The sequence below is a fragment of the Bradyrhizobium iriomotense genome, assembly GCF_018130765.1.
GTDB classification, from domain to species: Bacteria; Pseudomonadota; Alphaproteobacteria; order Rhizobiales; family Xanthobacteraceae; genus Bradyrhizobium; species Bradyrhizobium iriomotense_A.
In genome coordinates this window covers 118993-139969 of sequence record NZ_JAFCJZ010000002.1, presented here as the reverse complement: position 1 = coordinate 139969, position 20977 = coordinate 118993, and the positions used below count along the sequence as shown (strand labels likewise).

The 20977-nt window shown below is 65.0% G+C and carries 18 protein-coding genes; 17 read left to right on the top strand and 1 reads right to left on the bottom strand.

Translation table 11 applies throughout. The features are described from left to right. Positions 1–88: 88 nt before the first annotated feature. The 6 genes from JQ635_RS04160 (at position 89) to neuB (ending at position 8501) form a co-directional block, all read left to right on the top strand. On the top strand, positions 89–2575 hold the full coding sequence (locus tag JQ635_RS04160) for a hypothetical protein (protein WP_211408607.1): 2487 nt from the start codon (positions 89–91) through the stop codon (positions 2573–2575). A gap of 103 nt (positions 2576–2678) precedes the next feature. Beyond that, on the top strand, positions 2679–3902 hold the full coding sequence (locus JQ635_RS04155) for an HAD-IIIA family hydrolase (protein WP_246583302.1): 1224 nt from the start codon (positions 2679–2681) through the stop codon (positions 3900–3902). 134 nt (positions 3903–4036) lie between these two features. Continuing rightward, positions 4037–5056 (top strand): NAD-dependent 4,6-dehydratase LegB, encoded by a 1020-nt coding sequence (locus JQ635_RS04150; RefSeq protein ID WP_211408606.1) that lies wholly within the window; start codon positions 4037–4039, stop codon positions 5054–5056. Further along, positions 5049–6263: a LegC family aminotransferase gene (locus JQ635_RS04145; RefSeq protein ID WP_211408605.1), complete on the top strand. Its 1215-nt coding sequence runs from the start codon at positions 5049–5051 to the stop codon at positions 6261–6263. Before JQ635_RS04150 ends, JQ635_RS04145 begins: the two co-directional genes overlap by 8 nt. Next, entirely contained in the window at positions 6256–7434 is a 1179-nt protein-coding gene (gene neuC, locus JQ635_RS04140; RefSeq protein ID WP_211408604.1) for a UDP-N-acetylglucosamine 2-epimerase, read from the top strand. The genes JQ635_RS04145 and neuC overlap by 8 nt, the downstream gene beginning before the upstream one ends. Further along, positions 7431–8501 carry an N-acetylneuraminate synthase gene (gene neuB / locus JQ635_RS04135; RefSeq protein WP_211408603.1) on the top strand — a complete coding sequence of 357 codons (1071 nt, stop codon included), beginning with the start codon at positions 7431–7433 and terminating at the stop codon, positions 8499–8501. The genes neuC and neuB overlap by 4 nt, the downstream gene beginning before the upstream one ends. 85 nt (positions 8502–8586) lie before the next feature. Here the strand turns inward: neuB and JQ635_RS04130 are convergent, their stop codons facing one another. Then, positions 8587–9198, bottom strand: a complete 612-nt coding sequence (locus JQ635_RS04130) for an acetyltransferase (RefSeq protein WP_211408602.1) — start codon at positions 9196–9198, stop codon at positions 8587–8589. A gap of 198 nt (positions 9199–9396) precedes the next feature. On the opposite strand from JQ635_RS04130, the gene JQ635_RS04125 reads away from it, so the two are divergent. The 11 genes from JQ635_RS04125 to JQ635_RS04075 all read left to right on the top strand — a co-directional run bounded on the left by JQ635_RS04125 (position 9397) and on the right by JQ635_RS04075 (position 20937). Beyond that, positions 9397–10446: a nucleotidyltransferase family protein gene (locus JQ635_RS04125; RefSeq protein WP_211408601.1), complete on the top strand. Its 1050-nt coding sequence runs from the start codon at positions 9397–9399 to the stop codon at positions 10444–10446. Then, positions 10443–11351, top strand: a complete 909-nt coding sequence (locus JQ635_RS04120) for a Gfo/Idh/MocA family protein (protein ID WP_211408600.1) — start codon at positions 10443–10445, stop codon at positions 11349–11351. Before JQ635_RS04125 ends, JQ635_RS04120 begins: the two co-directional genes overlap by 4 nt. After that, positions 11348–12046, top strand: coding sequence for an acylneuraminate cytidylyltransferase family protein (locus tag JQ635_RS04115; protein ID WP_211408599.1), 699 nt, complete (start codon positions 11348–11350; stop codon positions 12044–12046). The genes JQ635_RS04120 and JQ635_RS04115 overlap by 4 nt, the downstream gene beginning before the upstream one ends. Before the next feature lie 13 nt (positions 12047–12059). Then, a complete protein-coding gene (locus JQ635_RS04110; RefSeq protein ID WP_211408598.1) occupies positions 12060–12881 on the top strand; it encodes an SDR family oxidoreductase in 822 nt (273 codons plus the stop codon). 10 nt (positions 12882–12891) lie between these two features. After that, positions 12892–14415, top strand: a complete 1524-nt coding sequence (locus JQ635_RS04105) for an oligosaccharide flippase family protein (RefSeq protein WP_211408597.1) — start codon at positions 12892–12894, stop codon at positions 14413–14415. Continuing rightward, positions 14416–15306: a class I SAM-dependent methyltransferase gene (locus tag JQ635_RS04100; RefSeq protein ID WP_211408596.1), complete on the top strand. Its 891-nt coding sequence runs from the start codon at positions 14416–14418 to the stop codon at positions 15304–15306. After that, positions 15303–16235: a hypothetical protein gene (locus JQ635_RS04095; RefSeq protein WP_211408595.1), complete on the top strand. Its 933-nt coding sequence runs from the start codon at positions 15303–15305 to the stop codon at positions 16233–16235. Before JQ635_RS04100 ends, JQ635_RS04095 begins: the two co-directional genes overlap by 4 nt. A 23-nt stretch (positions 16236–16258) precedes the next feature. Then, the gene (locus JQ635_RS04090; protein WP_211408594.1) at positions 16259–17647 is read left to right on the top strand and encodes a surface carbohydrate biosynthesis protein; all 1389 of its coding nucleotides are present in this window, start codon (positions 16259–16261) and stop codon (positions 17645–17647) included. A 4-nt stretch (positions 17648–17651) separates the two neighbouring features. Then, a complete protein-coding gene (locus JQ635_RS04085; RefSeq protein WP_211408593.1) occupies positions 17652–19055 on the top strand; it encodes a capsule biosynthesis protein in 1404 nt (467 codons plus the stop codon). A gap of 11 nt (positions 19056–19066) precedes the next feature. After that, a complete protein-coding gene (locus tag JQ635_RS04080) occupies positions 19067–19816 on the top strand; it encodes a glycosyltransferase family 2 protein (RefSeq protein ID WP_211408592.1) in 750 nt (249 codons plus the stop codon). A 158-nt stretch (positions 19817–19974) separates the two neighbouring features. Continuing rightward, the gene (locus JQ635_RS04075; RefSeq protein WP_211408591.1) at positions 19975–20937 is read left to right on the top strand and encodes a UDP-glucuronic acid decarboxylase family protein; all 963 of its coding nucleotides are present in this window, start codon (positions 19975–19977) and stop codon (positions 20935–20937) included. Positions 20938–20977: the final 40 nt, after the last annotated feature.

The window sequence follows — 20977 nt, the reverse complement described above, 5'->3', positions numbered from 1 at the left end:
CATTCGTCGCACCAGGGCCGGCCCGTCACAGGCATCTGCCTGGCTCAGTTAGAAGAACGATAGAGATGTTGCGATGTGGATAAATACGTTGCTCTTGACTTTCGTATTCTTCCTGACTCAGCTCGGCATCGGCCTTTCCATCCTCGCGATTGCGCCGCTGGAATTGATCAAGACGAGCCGACTGACGAAGCCGCAGTTCATCGTGCTGGGATATGCGATCGGCGCCTCCGCCGTCGGCATTCTTCTCGGGCTCTGCTCCGTTCTCATTGACGACATCCGGCTTCATCTGGCGATCATGGTTGCGCTGTCCGCTTTTGGACTGGCATGGACATGGCCGGCTTGGCGCCCGCGCACCGGCGACGCCGGAAACATCCTGCTTTGGTGCCTGTTATCGTTCCCGATCGCGCTCGCGACGTGGTGGTGGACGTTCGGCGCATTCTCGCAATTCCCCTACTCGGATATCGGCGCCGACGTTCACTGGATGAAGACGGCGCAGGAATACGCCGATAGCGGCGTCATCAACCCCTACGCGTCGCAATCGTACGTCGATCTTCGCTCGGCATTGGCCGGTGTGTTGTCAGGCACCCTCGGCCTCGATCTCCTGCACTTTGGCTGGATCTACCGCTACGTCTCGATCCTGTTCTTTCTTCTGGCCTTCTACGCCTTCGCGGAAGGCCTCTATGCAGAACCGGTGCGGAGATGGATCACCTTCTTCTTCGCAGCAGCAGGCAACGGCGTCGGGCTGCTGACGAATGGCAGCCTGGCGCTCGCCGGAAGCGTGGTCTTCCTGGGTGTCCTATTCGCCAATGCCGGGCGGGATGCGAAGGAGGAAATTCCGGCGGGCTCAGTCGTGTTGCTGACCCTGAGCGCGGCTACCTCGCTTCTCACTGCCTTCATGCTCAACAACAACGCGCTGGTGCTCGTGCTCCTGACGGTCGGGCTGTTCCTGCTCAGGATGCTGGGCAAGGGCCATCCGCGCGAAAGCATCCTCTTCGTGGGGTGCGGATGGCCCGCGATGTTGCTCCTGGCGCACCGCGGATCGTACCTGTTCATCCCGGCTGTCCTTGCCGCCTGGTTGAGCTACTTGGTCATCCTGCGCGAGATGTCACGCCGGCCGGCGCAGAGCCTCCGGATTCTCCGCGCCCTATTCGTCGTGCTGCCGCTGATCATATGCGGGATCGTCGCCACGATCGTGGCGATGCGGCTCGACTACCTGCCGTCAGCGAACGCCAACGTCGTATTTTCTCACATCACAGGAGCGGTGCTGGGCAAGACGATCGAGAGTGGCGAGGAACTATTCCTCGGCAGCGGCCCACAGGTCGCAGTCATTGAACTGGGCCGGGCCATAGGCCCACTGTTTGCCGTCTGCATCGCAATGGCGATGGCCTGGTGGTGGATCGATCGCTCGGTCACTCCCCTGGGCACAGCTTCCACCCCTGCCCAAACCGAACGCGCGTCGAAACTGCTGTGGTCGTGGACGATCGGCTGCAGCCTTGTCGTCGCCGTGCTGTCAGGCTTTCCGTTCCTGTACCGGACCACCATGATCGTGCTATCCCTGCTCACGGTCACGGCGACCGAAGCCTTCTGCCAGTTGCTGCTCGACCCCTCTCCCGCCCCCTTCCGCCGGCGGGCGACTGCGGCAATCACGGTTACCCTGCTCGCCGCCGGCCTCGCGCTGGCGGTCTATGCCTTCACTTGGCGGCCCGACCTCCCCTCCGCGCGGTACCAGGATTTCCTCCGGCCGACCGAGATCGCGGGAACGGTTCTCCTCGTGGCGCTCGTGCCGGTGGCGCTCGTCCGGTCGAGATGGATTCATGTCAGCGCGCTCGCGACCATTATGGGTCTGGGCATCGGCCTCGATCGCGCCGGCGTCGCCGGCATATCCAAGAGTTACAGCTACGGACCCCTTCCGGGCGGTGCCACAGCCATCACGCATTACAATGCCAACGACCTCGACACCGCACTCTGGCTGCATGGCAACCTGAAGAGGGGCATCCTGCTGTCCGATCCCTACACGCTGGGCATGATCCAGGCCCTGACCGGTGCCCCGGCGGCCTACACGTTCTCGAATCTGGATACCGTCAACGAGGCGACCGCCAAGCCAGTGCGCGCCGTCCTTTCCGCGATCGTCGAACGGGACGACGGAGCGCGGCGGCTGGCCGAAGCCTGCGCCTCCGTTCGGCCGGTCCTGCAGGATATCAACCAGGAGACGTATTTTCGGATGCACAGGGCCGACGCTCTGGCTGGAATTTTGCGACCTGTCCGTCCCCCAAAAGCGCCGGCGACGGACGAGCCGGAGGCAGCAACTCCGAAAATGCCCGATAGGACAGAAGAGACGGATCGAGAGGCGATCCAGGGGATGCTCGGGACCGGCCAGGATACTTGGCAGCTCGTCGCTGTGATCAATCCCCGTACGATCGCGTGGATTGATCTCGGCGCCGGTCAACGGCTCTCCTATTTTCCGCCGACGCAGCCTCTGGATTCTGAATTCATCAAGTCGCTTCGCGCCGGGCCGTTCCAGGCGCTGTTTGCAAACAACCAGACCGCCGTCGTTCGCATTCCGTGCCTACGCTGACCTCAGGCATTCTCCGTCACGACGAAAGCGCATCTGGCGCAGAGATCAGTGGCGCGCTATGGACATTGGAAATGACACTCGCCTTTCACCGACAGCTCGATCGATGTCGCAAACTCCCCGCTCCATGCTGAGACAGGCCGTTATCCTCGTCGGCGGGCTTGGCACCCGGCTTGGTGAGCGCACCAGGCTGGTTCCGAAGCCGATGCTCGAGATCGGCGGGCGGCCGTTCCTCGACACGCTGATCGACGAGCTCGTCCGCTATGGCATGTTCGATGAAATCGTCCTGCTTGCCGGCCACAAGGCGGAGATCGTCGAGACGCACTACGTCGCGGCCGCCAGGGGACCGACGCGCATCGTGGTGTCGCGCGAGACCGAGCCGCTCGGCACCGGCGGTGCGCTCGTGCATGCGCGCGACCTCTTGCACGACCGTTTCCTGCTGCTCAACGGCGACTCGCTGTTCGACTTCAACCTGCTCGATCTGATCGCGCGCGCGCAGGGCGGGCGCGTTCACATGGCACTGCGCGACGGCGTCGTCGGAGACCGCTACGGGCGCGTCGTGCTCGACGGCGACGTGGTGCGCGATTTCATCGCTCCGGGTGCGGGCGCCACGGGACCGGTCAATGCCGGCATCTACGTGGTCGACAAGTCCGTTCTCGCTGATATCGCGAAGCTGCCCGCTTCGCTCGAGCAGGACGTCTTTCCCGGCCTTGCCTCGCGCGGCGAGCTGCGCGGCACCGCCTATCGCGGCTATTTCATCGACATCGGCATTCCCGATGATTTCGCGCGCGCCGATCGCGAGCTGCGCGAGAAGCTGCGGCGTCCGGCCGTGTTCTTCGATCGCGACGGCGTGCTCAACCACGATTCCGGCTACACGTTCGAGACGCACAAGCTCGAATGGATCGAGGGCGCGCGCGAGGCCGTGAAGGCGGTCAACGACGCCGGCTATTTCGCCTTCGTCATCACCAATCAATCCGGCGTGGCGCGCGGCTATTACGAGGAGCATCACGTCCTCACCCTGCACCGCTGGATGGCGGACCAGATGGCAGAGGTCGGCGCGCATATCGACGCCTTCGAATATTGCCCGGATCATCCCGACGGAACCATCGCGCGCTATTGCCGCACGAGCGACCGGCGCAAGCCGGCGCCGGGCATGATCACCGACCTCGCGCAGCGCTTTCCGGTCGACATGACGCGCAGCATGGTGATCGGCGACAAGCCGAGCGACATCGAGGCCGCCCGGGCTGCCGGCCTCCCCGGCCATTTGTTCGAGGGCGGCAATCTCGAGGCGTTCCTGAGGCAGCGCCTGAACCCGGCCGGCAAGGCTTAGACGGGCCTTACAAAAACTGCTGCATCCCCGGGCATTTGGCAGCTTTCGGGCGCTGCTCTGTTGCGCACAACGGCCAGTGTGCTATAGCGCCATCTTGTTGCGAATACTGGCTTAATCGCCTTCTGGGGTCCGGCATGGCAGATCTGAGGGACGCCCGCGTCCTCGTTACCGGCAGCGACGGCTTCATCGGTTCGCATGTCGTCGAGGAGCTGGTGAAAGCCGGGGCCCGCGTCAAGGCGGTGGTCTACTACAACTCCTTCAATTCCTGGGGCTGGCTGGACACGGTTCCCGCCGACATCATGAAGTCCGTGGAAGTGGTCGCCGGCGACATCCGCGATCCGCATTTCATGATCGCGGCCGCCAGCGGCTGCACGGACGTGCTGCATTTGGCGGCGCTGATCGCGATCCCCTTCTCCTATGTCGCGCCGGATTCCTACGTCGAGACCAATGTGCGCGGTACCGTCAACGTGCTCCAGGCGGCGCGCATGGCCGGCGTGCGCCGCTTCGTGCAGACCTCGACCAGCGAGGTCTACGGCACGGCGCAGATCGTGCCGATCAAGGAGAACCATCCGCTGGTCGGCCAATCGCCCTACTCGGCCTCGAAGATCGCCTCCGACCAGATGGCGCTGTCCTTCCAGGCCTCGTTCGACATGCCGGTCGTCGTCATCAGGCCGTTCAACACCTATGGTCCCAGGCAATCGGCGCGCGCGGTGATTCCGACCATCGTCAGCCAGATCGCGACCGGCAAGCGCAGGATCCGTCTCGGCGCGGTCAGTCCAACGCGCGACTTCTCCTTCGTCACCGACACCGCGCGCGGCCTGATCGCGGGCCTCACCGCGCCGGCCGAACAATGTGTCGGCCAGACCATCAATCTCGGCAGCGGCTTCGAGATCTCTGTCGGGGCGACCGTCGAGATGATCGCCGACGTGATGGGCGTGAAGATCGAGATCGAGACCGACGAGGCGCGCCTGCGTCCGGCCAACAGCGAGGTCGAGCGGCTCTGGGCCGACAATTCCAAGGCGCGCCAGCAGCTCGGCTGGAGCCCGGAATTCGGCGGGATCGACGGCATGCGCCGCGGCATCGAGAAGACGGTGAGCTGGTTCACGAACCCCGCCAATCTCAGCCGCTACAAGGCGGACGTCTACAATGTCTGAGGCAACAGTAGGAACGGCCGCGACAAAAGCGCTCACATTCGATCCGAAGGCCGTGGTCGATGCCGTCCGGCGCGCCGCGGGAACGCCCAACGGCATCCTCGGCCTGCACGAGCCGGTGTTCGCCGGCAACGAGGTTTCCTATCTCGAAGAGTGCATCAAGAGCACCTTCGTCTCCTCGGTCGGTCCGTTCGTCGACCGCTTCGAGCGCATGCTGGAAGAGGTGACGGGCGCAAGGCGCGCGGTCGCCGTCGTCAACGGCACGGCGGCGCTGCACGCCTGCTTCAGGCTCGCCGGCGTCGAGCCCGGCGACGAGGTGATCTCGCCGGCGCTGACCTTCATCGCGACCACCAATGCGATCGCCTATTGCGGGGCGGCGCCGCATTTCATCGACAGCTCGCTCACGACGCTCGGCATGGACCCGCGCGCGCTCGCAACGCGGCTCGAGGCGATTGCGGAGCGAACGCCAAAGGGCACGATCAATCGCGAGACCGGACGCCGCATCGCGGCGATCTCGCCGATGCACACGTTCGGGCATCCCGTCGAGCTCGACGAGATCGCCGCAATCGCGCGCGACTGGGGCATTGCGCTGGTGGAGGATGCCGCGGAATCGCTGGGCTCGACCTACAAGGGCCACGCCGTCGGATCGCAGGCGCGGCTCGCGGCGCTGAGCTTCAACGGCAACAAGATCGTCACCACCGGCGGCGGCGGCGCCATCCTCACCAATGACGAGGAACTGGGACGCCGCGCCAAGCATCTCACCACCACCGCGAAGCTGCCGCACAAATGGGCCTTCGTGCACGACGAGATCGGCTTCAACTACCGCCTGCCCAACCTGAACGCCGCGCTCGGCTGCGCGCAGCTCGAGCAGCTCGACGGCTTCCTGGCGAGCAAGCGCCGGCTGGCGGCGGCCTACGACCGCGTCTTTGCGGATGTGCCCGGCGTCCGCTTCTCGCGCGAGCCTGCGGGCACCACGAGCAATTACTGGCTGAACGCGATCCTGCTCGACGAGGCCTATGCCGGGCGGCGCGACGACGTGCTCACGGCGCTGAACGAAGCCGGCTTCGGCGCGCGCCCGGCCTGGACCCTGATGCACCGCCTGCCGATGTTCGCGCAGAGCCCGCGCGGCGATCTCGCCACCGCCGAATCGATCGAGCGCCGCCTGATCAACCTGCCGAGCAGCGCCAGCATCAGGGCCCGCGATGAATAGCGGCGCGCGAAAGATCTGCTTCGTCACCGGCAGCCGGGCCGATTTCGGACTGCTGACCTGGCCGATGCGCGCGATCCGAGAGACATCAGGCCTGACGCTCCAGCTCATCGCCACCGGCATGCATCTCGCGCCCGAGTTCGGCTACACCTTCAACGCCATCCGCGACGAGGGCTTCGAGGTCGACGAGCGCGTCGAGACGCTTCTTGCCAGCGACACCGGCGCGGGCGTTGCGAAATCGGTCGGGCTCGGCGTGATCGGATTTGCCGACGCATTCGCGCGCCTGCAACCCGATCTCGTGGTCCTGCTCGGCGACCGCTTCGAGATGTTCGCGGCCGCACAGGCCGCGATGTTCATGCGGCTGCCGATGGCGCATCTGTTCGGCGGCGACGTCACCGAAGGCGCGGTCGACGAATCCATCCGCCACGCCATCACCAAGATGTCGCACCTGCATTTTGCCAGCAATGCGGGATCGGCGCGGCGGCTGGTCCAACTCGGCGAGGATCCGTCCCGCATTCACACCATCGGCTCGGTCGGCATCGACGCCATCAGGCATCTCGACCTGATGGACCGCGACAGCATCGGCCGCGCGGTCGGCATGCCGCTCGGCGAGCACAATGCGCTCGTGACGTTCCACCCGGTCACGATCGAGGCCGGCCGCTCGATGGCCGAGCTGGACGAACTGTTCGCGGCGCTGTCGGCGCTCGATCCCGAATTCCGTTTCATCTTCACGCTCGCCAATGCCGATGCCGAGGGACGCGCGCTGAACGACCGCACCAAGGCCTTCGCGGCAAGCCGGCCGAACACGATCGCGGTCGCCTCGCTCGGGCAGCTTCGTTATCTCAGCCTGATGAGCCAGGTCGACGTCGTGATCGGCAACTCGTCGAGCGGCATCCTCGAAGCGCCGTCATTCGGCGTCCCCACGGTCGATGTCGGCGACCGCCAGAAGGGACGCGAGCGCGCGGCTTCGGTGTTTCACGCCGCGCCCGAACGCGGCGCGATCGGTGCGGCGATCTCGCAAGCGCTTCAGCGCGGCCGCAAGGACACCGTCAATCCCTATGGTGACGGCGCCTCCAGCCGGCGATTTGCCGACATCATTGCCGGCATCCCTGATTTCGGGCAGCTCCTGAAGAAAAGCTTCTACGACCTTCCGGCAAGCGGAGCGCGGCCATGACGACGCACACGCTGATCATTGCGGAAGCCGGCGTCAATCACGACGGCAGCCTGGACAAGGCACTGGCCCTCGTCGATGCGGCGGCCGATGCCGGGGCCGACATCGTCAAGTTCCAGACCTTCAATGCGAAGGCGCTGGCGGGCGGAGCGGCGAAGAAGGCCGACTATCAGCAGCGCACGACCGACGCCGCCGAGAGCCAGCTCGCCATGCTGGAGCGGCTGGAACTGCCGCAGGCCGCGCACCACACGCTGATCGCGCGCGCCGCCGAACGCGGCATCGAATTCCTGTCGACGCCGTTCGACGACGCCTCCCTCGGCTTTCTGCTGTCGCTGAAGCTGCCGCGCATCAAGATCGGATCGGGCGACCTCACCAACGCACCGCTGCTGCACGCGGCAGCGCGGGCCGGCGCGACGCTGATCCTGTCGACGGGCATGGCGACGCTCAGCGAGGTCGAGGAAGCGCTGAGCGTGTTGGCGCACGGCTACGCGCAGCGTAACGATCCCGCCGGCATCGCCTCGTTCCGCGCGGCATGGCGCGATCCGGCGGCGCGCGCCGCGCTGGCGCGACACGTCAGCCTGCTGCATTGCACGACCGAATATCCCTGCCCCATCGCCGATGTGAACCTCGCCGCGATGGCGACGATGCGATCGGCATTCCAGCTTCCGGTCGGCTATTCCGATCACACCGACGGTTTCGAAATTTCGGTCGCTGCGGTTGCGCTCGGCGCAACCATCATCGAGAAGCACCTGACGCTGGATCGCAATGCGCCCGGTCCCGACCATGCGGCCTCACTCGAGCCTGATGATTTCAAGAAGATGGTCAGCGCCATCCGCAACGTCGAAGCCGCGCTCGGCGATGGCATAAAGACGCCGAAGGAGTCCGAGGTCAGGAATGTGCCGGTGGCGCGCAAGAGCATCGTGGCGGCACGCGCGCTGGAGGCCGGCGAGATCATCGGCCCGGCCGACATCACCGCCAAGCGGCCGGGCGCGGGGCGGCCGCCGATCGAGTATTGGTCCTTGATCGGAACGGCGGCGCCGCGGGCGCTCGAACCCGACGATCCGGTCTAAAGCGCGATGGGGTGCACCGCGCTTTAGGCTGTTCGTTTGAGCATGATCTTTTCGGAAAACCGCTGCGCACTTTTCCGGATATGCTCTAGCGACGAGGCTTTGCGGGAACCCCGCGCAGCACGGACCCGGGCGGCCATGAACCCGTGACGACAGAGCCCATCGCCACCAGCGTATCGTTGCCGATGGAGATGTGATCGCGGACACGGCTGCCGAGCCCGACAAAGCAGTTGTCGCCGATCTCCGCGCCGCCGCCGACCACCGTTCCCGGAGAAAGATGCGTGTAGTGCCCGACGCGCACGTCGTGCTCGACGACGACGCCCGAATTGATGATGCAGTGATGGCCGATCATGCTTCGCGCATTGACGATCGCGCCGGGCATGATGACGCTGCCCACGCCGATCGTTGCCGACGGCGAGACAAACGCGCGCGGATGGATCACCGACGCCCAGCGCTTGAGCTGCATCCGGCCGATCATCTGGCGGCGCGCGGGCCCCGCCTGCATCGCTCCGATCCCGACCACGAAGGCGGCATCCGGATAGTTCGGCGCAACATCATCGGTTCCGAGATAACGCGCATCGCCCAGTGTTCCCGGCTGGCGATCGAGGAAACCGATGACGTTGAACTGGCCCGACAGGAGCGCCGCCTCATAGACCATGAAGGCATGTTCGCCGCCGCCAATGATGATCAGATCGTCCATCGCGATTCCCTTAAGCCGCAGCGATCTTAGCGACCGGGCCACGGCACTTCAAACCGCCGGACCGGGCCTGAAAACGCGTGAATTAACAAGGGCAACGCAGGATCCCCTGGCGGGGTTGACGCCGCCTCTCGCAGCCGCGATATAGCAGGCTCAGCCGTGGGCCGCCCCCGATATCCGGCGTATACGAGGCAGATTGCCATGAAATCCTGGCGTAAGGCCGTCGTTGGAACGCAGGCGACCGTGGGCGAGGCCATTGCCGCGATCGAGAGCGGGAGCATCCAGATTGCGCTGGTGCTCGACGGCCAGAACCGCCTGCTCGGCGTGGTCACCGACGGCGACGTCAGGCGCGGGCTGCTGCGCGGCATCCCGCTGAGCGGGCTTGCCACCGACATCATGAACCGCACGCCGGTGTCGGCTCCGGCGACGCTGTCCCGCGACGACCGCCTGCATCTGATGCGGCACAAGTCGATCAAGCAGCTACCGCTTGTCGACGAGGGCGGCCATCTGGTCGTGGTCGAGACACTCGATGAGCTGCTCGAGCCGCGCCACTATGCCAATCCGGTCCTGATCATGGCGGGCGGGCTCGGCGAGCGCCTGGGCGCGCTGACGCGCGACGTCCCGAAACCCATGCTCAATGTCGGCGGCAGGCCCCTGCTCGAGACGATCGTCCGCAACGTGGTGCAGCAGGGTTTTTGCAACATCTACATCTCGGTCAACTACAAGGCCGAGACGATCAAGGGTCACTTCGGCGACGGCGCCGCCTTCGGTGCCAACATCCAGTACGTGCACGAGACCGAACGCCTGGGCACCGCCGGTGCGCTCGGGCTGTTTCCGACGCCGCCGGATCTGCCGATGATCGTCACCAACGGCGACATCCTCACCACGATCAACTACGGCGCGCTTCTCGACTTCCACAACGGAACACCGGCGGAAGCGACGATGGCCGTCCGCGAGCACAAGGTGCACGTCCCCTATGGCGTGGTTTCCACGTCGGAAGGCTTTCTCCAGACCATTCGCGAGAAGCCGACCGAAAGCTGGTTTGTCAGCGCCGGCATCTATGTGATTGGAAGCTCCGTCTTCCGCCATGTCGCCCCCGGCGTCAGTATCGATATGCCGATCGTGCTGGAGCGTGTGATCGCCGGCGAGGGGCGCGTCGCGGTCTATCCGATCCGCGAATACTGGCTCGACATCGGCCGTCTGGAGGATTTCGAGCAGGCCCATGCGGAGTTTCACGAGGTCTTCCCGTGACCTCGACAAAAGCCGTCGTGATCGGTCTCGGCTCGATCGGCACAAGGCATGCGCGGATCCTGCGCGAGCTTGGCCTTGAGGTCGCGTCGGTGAGCCGCCGAGAGGGCGGCGACTATGGGTCGATCGGAGAGGCCGTCGCGGGTGCGCATCCGGACTACGCGGTGATTGCCACCGAAACCGCACGTCATGCCGACGACCTGCAGGCGCTCGCGCAGGCCGGCTTCCGCGGCGCGGTCCTGGTCGAGAAGCCGCTGTTCGCGACGGCGGCGGCACCGCCGAAATATCCGTTCGCCCATGTCAGCGTCGGATACAATCTGCGCTTCCATCCGGTCATGACGGCTCTGGTCGAGCAACTGCGCGGCCGCGAGGCGATCACGGTCACCGCCTATGTCGGGCAGGACATCAGGGACTGGCGGCCCGGCCGCGATCATCGCACCACCGCATCCGCGACGACGGACGCCGGCGGCGGCGTCCTCAGGGATCTCAGCCACGAGCTGGACTATCTGCTGTGGCTGTTCGGGCCGTGGCACCGCGTCGCAGCGCTCGGCGGCGCGTCCGGCGCGCGCGATATCGACGTCGACGACCATCTCGACCTGCTGCTCGACATGCAGCGCGCACCGTCGGTCCACGTCCACATGGATTATCTCGACCGCCAGGGCGTCCGCCGCATCCGCGTCAATGTCGACGACGACACCATCGAGGCCGATCTCGTCGGCAGCCGCCTGACCGTCAACGGCAAGGCAACGGAGATCGCCAGCGAACGCGACCAGAGCTATCGCGACATGCATGTCGCGGCGATGCGGGGCGCGAGACCGGCCTGCTCCCTGCCCGAGGCGCTCGGCGTCGTGCATTTGATCGACGCCAGCGAGCGCGCGCTGCGCAGCAAGACCTGGGTATCGCCATGAGCCTTCTCTGCACCATCTGTGCGCGAGGCGGCTCGAAGGGGGTTGTCGGCAAGAATGCGCGCGATCTCCTCGGCAAGCCCGTACTTGCGTGGAGCATCGCGCAGGCGCGCGAGACCGGACTGTTCGATGCGATCGCCTTCAGCAGCGATTCGGACGCTCTGCTCGAGGCGGCGATGAAGGCCGGCGCCGACATCGCGGTCAAGCGTCCGGACGAGATGGCGACCGATACCGCGCCGAAGCTGCCGGCGATCCGCCATTGTCTCGAGCAGGCCATCGCACAAACCGGCACGACGCCGGAGATCTTCGTCGATCTCGACGTCACCTCGCCGCTCCGGCTCGCCTCCGACATCACCGGTGCGGTGGCGCTGCTGCGCGAGAGCGGCGCCCGCAACGTCATCACCGGGGCGCCGGCGCGGCGCTCGCCCTATTTCAACCTGGTCGAGCAGCGCACCGACGGCAGCGTCGGCCTGTCCAAATCCGCCGATCCTCCGATCACGCGACGGCAGGATGCGCCGCGCTGCTTCGACATGAACGCCTCGATCTATGTCTGGCGCGTTGCGCCGTTCCTGGAGCAGCCCGCGGTCTTCTATCCGGACACGCGCCTGTTCGAGATGCCCGAGGAGCGTTCGATCGACATCGATTCCGATCTCGATTTCGCGCTGGTGGAACTGTTGCTGCGCCAGCGACTAGCCTGAGGGAGCTTAAGCGATGACCACGAGCTTCAAGGCTCTGTTCGATCTGACCGGCCGCACCGCGGTGGTGACCGGCGGATGCGGCATTCTCGGGCATCGCTTCGCCGAGGGCCTCGCCGAGTTCGGCGCCAATGTCGCGATCGTCGATCTCGATCAAGCCGCGACCGATGCTGCGGCCGCCGACCTCGCCTCGCGCCACTCTATCCGCACCAAAGGCTATGGCTGCGACATCACCCAACCCGGCTCCGTGCGCGCCACGGCCGATGCGCTCGAAGCCGACCTCGGACCGGTCTCGATCCTGCTCAACAACGCCGCGAGCAAGGCCCGCGACCTCGACGCTTTCTTTGCACCCGTCGAGACATTCTCGCAGGACACCTGGCGGGAGATCATGGCGGTCAATCTCGACGGCATGTTCAACGTCGCGCAGGTGTTCGGCGGCCGGATGGCCGAGCGCGGCTATGGCGCCATCGTGCAAACCGCCTCGATCTACGGACTGATGGCCCCGGACCAGCGCATCTACGAAGGCTCCGAATATCTCGGCCGCGCCATCAACACGCCTGCGGTCTACACGGCGTCCAAGGCCGGGGTCATCGGCCTGACCAAGCACCTTGCGACCTACTGGGCGGCGAAGGGCGTTCGCGTCAATACGCTGACCCCGGGCGGCGTCGAGAGCGGACAGAACGAAACCTTCAAGCAGCGTTACGGTGCCCGCATTCCGCTCGGCCGCATGGCCCGTGCCGACGAGATGGTGGGCGCGATGCTGTTCCTGGTGTCCGATGCGGCGTCCTACGTGACCGGCCAGAACATCGCCGTCGATGGCGGGCTGAGCGCATGGTAGCGAAACGCCAATGATCAAGCGCCTGATCCAGAATACGGTGATTTCGGCGCTTGCCTTCGGCGTGGCCGCGTTGCTTGGCCTTCTGGTCATCCCGCTGATCATCCAGACCTGGGGGGTGACCGAGTTCGGACTGATCGTCATCTCGCGATTGCTGCTGCCGAGTGGCATGATGGCGGTTCTGGACCTCGGCCTGTCCGAGGTTGCCACCCAGGTGGTGGCGCGCGCGCGCGAGCACCGCAATTGGACGCAGGCGGGTCGCCAGATCGCTTTCCTGGGAGTGGTCTCGATCGCGCTCGCTTTGGCCCTGAGCGCGGCGATCTGGCTGGCGACGCCCTTGCTCGTCATCGTCATGAAGGTCGATGCCGCGCATCTGGAGGCGTTCAGCCGGATCATGCATTACACGGCCCTCGCGAACCTGATCTTTGTTCCGGCGCTGGTATGGGAAGGCATTATCAAGGGCTTCGAGCGCTACAACCTGCTCCGCGTCGCGGAGGTCACATCGACGGCGGGGTATGTCGGACTGACATTTGCGGCCGCCTCGATGGCGACAGGCTTTGAAGTGGTCGCTTACATCTATCTCGCCACGCTGGTGGCCCGCGCCGTCGTCATCGGAATCGCCGCGTTCGTCGCCCTGCGGTACAAGCACGTGCGGTTACTGCCTTGGACGCGCGACATCCGCCAGGACATTCTGCATCGGTGCGCGCTGCTCCTCCAGGGCAAGCTGCTGGGCAGCATTTCCGGTCCACTCCAGCCGTTCCTGATCGGCTTGCTGTTCGGGCCCAAGGCTGTCGGCACCTACGATGCACTGGTCCGATTGTCCCGGGTCTCCAAGGTCGTTGTCAGCCTTCTGACCTCCGCACTGCTTCCCGTTGCCAGCCGCCTCGATGAGCGCGGCAGCGTGGGATCGTTCCAGCGCCTCGGCGACCTCGGCCTCGTCATGATGCCGATGTTCGTGGTGCCGCCGCTTGCCGCAACCGCGATCCTTTCGCCCGAGATCATGAACATCTGGATTGGTTCCCTCCTGGCACCCTATGCGTTCTGGATGGGCCTGAGCTTCCTGGTTCCGATCTGCGCGCAATACGTGGCGATCGGGAGCCTGATCTTCCTGACCCGACCCGAGGTGCAGGCCCGGCTCAACAAGCTGATGGCTGCTCAGCTCCTGATCTGGGCGGCCGTCTCCGCCGCGACCCTGCATCTGTTCGCGGAGCGCGCGCTGATTCTCGGCCAGGTCGTCGGCAGCATCGCGGTCCTGCCCTGGCAACTTGGAGAATTGCGCAGCGCACTCGCGCTCGACCGCAATCGCTTCACCAAGGTGCTTGGAACCCAGTTCGCAATACTTGTGTTGGCAAGCATTTTTCTAGCAGCAATTGCAGGTTACATTCGCTTTCACAGCGTGCTAAAGCTCGCGCTCGGTTCCATGGTTTTCTGTCTGATTACCTGGGTGCTCCAATACTTCCTGGTACTCGACAAACGGCACCGGACAGTATTTCCGGCGGTCGGGCAATTGATGGGACTGACATCCAAAAGCAGCTGAATGAACATCCGCGCGACAGACACGAAAGCCGTCCCTACAGGTTTCGCTCCGGCATCGTTGTCGGATAAGGCGGCGACTTATGCGCTCGACGCGGCAAAGAGCATCGGCCGCCTCGCCATGCGACGTGTGAAGCGCACCGCTGATGTCGTGGATTCCGAGTACAATCTGTTGCATTGGCAGCGAACGCTGTCGGAAAAAAGCTGGACGAGGTCCGCAAGCATCGTCGACTTCATCGCCCCGAGGAATTCCGCGAGTGATCTTCGCAAGGTCGACAATCAGATCTGCAGGGTCGCCGCCGACGACTACTATCGCTATCGCGCGAGAGCCCTCGGCGAATTGCTCGCCCGGTACACGGGGGACGCCACGGACATCATCGAGCTCGGCGCGGGCTGTGGCGTCAATCTGCTGTCGCTTCACCTCAATCATCCCGATTGGCGGCTGCGCGGATTCGACATCGCACCGAACGGCATCGCAGCCGGCCGCGAAATCGCCGCGTATTATGGCCTGTCGGACCGGATTTCGCTCGACAGGATCGACCTGACCGACGGCACCGACCCGAGCTATTCCGCGATCAGGGACAAGGTCGTCTTCACCTATTTCTGCATCGAGCAGATTCCATATGACGTGCGAAAGGTCGTGGACAACATCATCGCGGCAAGGCCGAAGCGCGTGATCAACATCGAGCCGACGACCGAGCTTCTGAACTTCACAAGTCCACGAGATATCGTCAGCTTTCTCTACATCCGCTCGGTCGACTACCAGACGCAGCTGTTCTCGACCCTCGACGACTACGAGCGGCAGGGCCGCGTTCGCATCCTGGCGCGTGACCGAATGCCGTTCGCGCCGACGATCCACAATGATGGTTTTTTGTATTGCTGGGAGCCCACATGACGACCATCAACGCGACGGCCGATCGGCCAGCCCCCAAAAAGCAGAAGATCAGCCAATTTCGCCGCCTGCTGTGGCACGTCAACCGCACCGATCTCGGGTGGGTTCTTAAGGCGGCCCTGACCAGCCTGCAATTGCCGGCGCGCGCCAAACGTGTTGCGCTTTTGAAGCAGCTGCCGACAAAGCCCGAATGGGCTGAGGCGAGCCGCAAGCTCGGCGAGGACGGTTATGTCGACGTGACTGCACTCGTCGACCGCAGCCTTGCGGAGGCCGTTGCATCGTTCGCCGACGGCAAGGTGAGCCGCCTCAACGAGCTCGTCGGCCAGCAGAAGGAACGGCACAAATCGTTCTGGGTCAGCCTGCTGGACGAGGATCTCGTCAACGGTGCCTTTGCCACCGACCATCCCTTCGTCCGCAACGCATTGCAGCCGGCCGCATTGCGCATCATCGGCGACTTCATGCACGACTTGCCGCAATTGTCGGATGTGGTGCTGACGTTGTCCCAGCCGACGCCGAACCGGGCGCTGAGCTATTCCCAGCTCTGGCATCTCGATCATGACGACAAGCGCGTCTGCAAGCTCTTCATCTACCTGACCGACGTGCGAGACACTGCCGACGGTCCGTTCACCTTCATTCCGGCGGGGCCGTCGAAGGCTTTCCGCAACACGCTGAAGAGCCACATGAGCGACGCCCAGGTGTTCGCCAAGACCGGCCCCGATGCGGTCAAGGAGATGATCGCGCCCCGCCTGTCCTGCTTCATCGTCAACACCGCCCGCTGCCTGCACATGGGAAGCCGGATTCAATCCGACCACAGCCGTCTGCTCTACACCGCGACTTACATCCAGCAGCCGCGCATCTACCCCGAACCGCGCCCGCGCTTCCGCGCGGTCGGCGCCCTGACCGACCTCGAGCGCACCGTGATGCGGCTCTGACGGACCTGCCGGGAGCTTACATCTTGCGCATAGGCCTGGTGGTCGATCACCCCAAGCGTGACCTGCCGGGTGCAGTCATGCTCGGCTATCAACTCGCGCGGCGCGGCGTCTCGGTCGTGCTGGTGCCGATGTATGAGCAGGCTGTCGACGTCCCGCGGCTCGAGCTCGACGCGCTGGTCGTCAACTATGCGCGGCCCGTCAATCTCGACCTGATGCGCAGCTTCGCCAAGGCGGGCCTTGCGCTTTACGTCCTCGACACCGAAGGCGGCGTGCTCGCCGAGAAGGGCGGCAACTCGCCGCCGGCGATGGCCGTGCATATCAAGAGCAGCGGCTACGCCGACATCCTCTCAGGCTATTTCTTCTGGGGCAGCCGGCTCCACGACGCCTTCCTGGCGGCGGGAACCATGAAGCCGGAACAGCTTCACCTCACCGGATGCCCGCGTTTCGATTTTGCGGCGCCACGCTGGCGCGCGCTGCTTGACGGCGAGCCGCGCGGCTATCTGCTCGTCAACGCCAACTTCCCGCTGGTCAACTCACGCTTCACCGGCAAGCCGGGCGGCGAGCGCGAGGCGATGGTGCGGGCCGGCTGGGACGGCGCCTATGTCGACCGCTTCATCGCGGACCTGAAGCAGGTCTTCACGAACTACCTCGCCGAGATCGACCGGCTCGCCGCCGCGCGGTCCGACCGCACCATTCTCGTGCGCCCGCATCCCTTCGAGAGCGAGGACGTCTATCGCAACGCGCTCGCGCGCCATGCCAACGTCCTGATCGACGGCACCGGCAGCGTGCTCGACCGCATCCGCAATGCGGCCGCGGTCGTGCATCTCAACTGCGGCACGGCCGTCGAATCCGTCCTGCTCGGAAAGCTGCCGCTGCAGCTCGAATATCTGAACACACAGGTCACCGCCGGCCATGCCGCGCTGCCCGCGCGCGTGAGCCGCCCGGTCGCTTCGTTCGACGAGCTGCTTGGCGCGATCGACCACATCGAGCGCGAGACCGAGACCTTCGATTTCGCGCGCGTTCACGCCGCCGATATCGAGGCCTTCTTCCATCTCAACGACGGACAAGCCTCCGAGCGGGTCGCCGATGTCCTGACTGCTGCAGGCAGCTCGCGCCGGCCTTACCTGTCGTTGCTTGCGACCGTAAAGGGCACGCGCGACAAGCCGAGCCTCGGCCAGATCGTCAAGGGCGCCGCGAGCGCCGTGCTCGGATCGGCCGTCACCGAACGGCTGCGCAGCCGGTTCAATCCCGCCCGGCGCGACAAGCGGATCGAGCCGGTCTTCGTCAGGACGCTGCTGCAGCGTATCGCAGCTCATGACGGCGCGAGCCCGTCGCAATTCACCGCGCGACGCGCGCACTGCGCGACGACAGGCTTGCCGCTCGCGAGCATTGCCATCGAACCCGCCCGATAGACTCATGTCCATATCCGCAAAGACCATTCTCATCACCACGCTTGCCGAATACCAGACCCGGTTCTGGATTCCGGTCGCGCAGCGGCTGCGAGCGGCGGGCAACGATGTCGAGTTGCTCGCCTTCGACGATCGCAGCGCCGAGATGTCGGCGGCCGAAGGCGTGCCTGTTACGAACATGTACCGCGAAGGCCTCAAGACCGGCCCCTCGCCCGATGATCGCAGCGCGTTCGACGCGCGCGTCGCCGCCTACGGCCTCGACGGCACCAATTTCCTTTTCAGCCATGAGCGCTTTACCTTCGGCATCCGCGACACGGCCGCGCTGCGCCAGCGCTTCATGATCTACGCCAATGCGATGGAGACGGTGCTCGACCGACTGGAGCGGCAAGGCAAGCGCGTCGAACTGGTGCAGGAGCTCGGCGGCTTTCTCTCGGTGATCGCGAGCTTTTACGCCGCAAGGCGCCGCAGCATCCGCAACTGGTTCATCGAGCCGTCGTTCTTTCGCGGCCGCATGTACTTCACGCCCGACACGCTTCGCGCGCCCGACGTGATGCCGACCGCGGCGGACGCGGTGTCACCGGAGGTGCGCGCCTATCTCGACGACACGCTGACGCAGCGGGCGATCGTCATCCCCAAGAAAGACCAGCATCATTATTCGGCGGCCTTCAAGAAGGTCGTGAACCTGCGCAACGCCCGCCGCCTCACCGAAAAACTGTGGGACCAGTTCGCGCTCGGCAAACACCAGGAGTTCGGGCACAATCTGCGCCACGCCCGCGTGCACGCCGCGATGGCGCTCAATGCGACGCGGCTGCGCAAGCTCTACAAGCCGATCCCCGAGGCGCCCTTCGTCTATTATCCGTTCCACGTCCCGGCCGACATGGCGCTGACGCTGCGCTCGCCCGACTATCTCGACCAGGTCGCAACCGTCGACTTCCTGCTGCGGACGATCCCGGACTCGCACGTGCTGGTGGTGAAGGAACACCCCGCCCAGATCGGCGCGATCTCGGCCGACCGCCTGTTCGAGCTGGCGCGCCGGTTCGACAATCTCGTGCTGCTGCCGCCGCAGACCAACAATTACACCGTACTCAACCGCGCCGATGCGGTCATCTCCGTCAACAGCAAGTCGGGCGCCGAAGCCTTGCTGCTCGGCAAGCCGGTGGTGGTGATGGGCGATGCGTTCTATCGCTCCTGCCCGCTGGTCCATGCGGTCGACCGTCTGGCGGACGTGCCCGCGCGGCTGCGCGAGGCGCTCTCCGCCGGGCCGTTTGATCCCGCCAGGGGCGCGCCCTATTTCGAAGCGGCCTGGCGCAGGTCTTATCCGGGCGAGTTGTATATCAGCGATCCCAAGCTGCTCGACACGTTTGCGGCCTCCTTGCGTGCCGCGATCGCTGAGCCCGCCCGCGCGAATTGAACGGATCCGTCATGCCGCTCGTCTCGATCATCACCCCATCCTGGAACGTCGAAGGCCTGATCGAGGAGACCATCCGCTCGGTGCAGAGCCAGAGCTTTGCCGATTGGGAGCTCCTGATCGCCGACGACTGCTCGACCGACAGGACACCGCAGATCATCGCCGACATCGGCGAGCGCGATCCGCGCGTCAAGCTGATCCAGATGCCGAAGAACGGCGGGCCGGCGCTGGCGCGTCAGGCTGCGATCGACCGCGCGCAGGGCCGCTATCTCGCCTTCCTCGACAGCGACGATCTGTGGCTGCCCGAGAAGCTCGAACGGCAGCTCGCCTTCGCGAAGGAGAAGAAGGCCGCGCTCAGCTACACCGCGTTCCGCCGCATCAACGAGACCAACACGGTCACCGGGCGCCTGATCGAGGTGCCGGCCTCGCTTAGCTATGGGCAGCTCCTGAAGAACACCGCGATCGCGACGCTGACCGCGATGGTCGACCGCGAGATCGCAGGTCCCGTCGCGATGAAGAACGAGGGCTATGACGATTTCTGCCTGTGGCTCTCGATCCTGAAGCGCGGCCACACCGCATACGGTCTCAACGAGGACCTGGCCCGTTACCGCGTCAGGGGCTCCTCGGTCTCCAGCCGCCCGATGCGCTCGGCCAAATGGGTCTGGCAGATCTACCGCAATGTCGAGCATCTCTCCTTGGTCCGATCGGCCTGGTGCTTCGCCCATTGGGGTGCGCGGGCGTGGCTGAAGCGGCGGGAGTTCTAGACGCATCGCCGCCCGCCCCGCCTGCAAAAATGCGAAAACAACCCCATGCACAGTAGAGGTATTTAAATACCTGCATCCAAGCCCACTTGGCTATTGGCGAGTCCAGCCGTTGCCGATACCACTCAGCCCGCCCCGCCGCGGACAACCTGGAACTGATCATGCCGTTTGAAAGCTACAAGAACAGCCGCATCCTCGTCACCGGAGGCGCCGGCTTCATCGGATCGCACATCTGCGAACGGCTGCTCGATGCCGGTGCCGAGGTGGTGTCGGCGGACAATTATTTCACCGGCAGCCGGCGAAACATCGCCCATCTGATCGCAAATCCGCTGTTCGAGGCGGTCAGGCACGACGTCACCTTCCCGCTCTACATCGAGGTCGACGCGATCTTCAACCTGGCCTGCCCGGCCTCGCCGATCCACTACCAGCGCGACCCCGTGCAGACCACCAAGACCTCGGTGCACGGCGCCATCAACATGCTGGGCCTTGCCAAGCGGCTGAAGGCGCGCATCTTCCAGGCCTCGACCAGCGAGGTCTATGGCGATCCGCTGATCCATCCCCAGACCGAGGACTATTGGGGCAACGTCAATCCGATCGGCATCCGCTCCTGCTACGACGAGGGCAAGCGCTGCGCCGAGACGCTGTTCTTCGACTATTGGCGCCAGCACGGCCTGCCGATCAAGGTCGCGCGCATCTTCAACACCTACGGCCCGCGCATGCAGCCCAATGACGGCCGCGTGGTGTCGTCTTTCATCGTCCAGGCGCTGAAGGGCGAGCCGATCAGCGTGTTCGGCGACGGCGGACAGACCCGCTCGTTCTGCTATGTCGACGATCTCGTCGAGGCGATCATGCGGCTGATGCTGACGAACGAAGACATTACCGGCCCGATCAACATCGGCAACAATTCCGAGTTCACCATCCGCGAACTCGCCGAGAAGGTCATCGAGCTCACGGGATCGCGCTCCAGGCTGGAGTTCAAGCCGTTGCCGCAGGACGATCCGCGCCAGCGCCAGCCCGATCTCACCAAGGCGAAGGCGGCTCTGAACTGGGAGCCGAAGGTGGCGCTCGAGGACGGCCTGAAAGAGACCATCGCCTATTTCAAGCACTCGCTGGAAATCGCCTGATACGCTTGCAACTCTCCTCGTCCGCAGCGAGCCCGTCCGC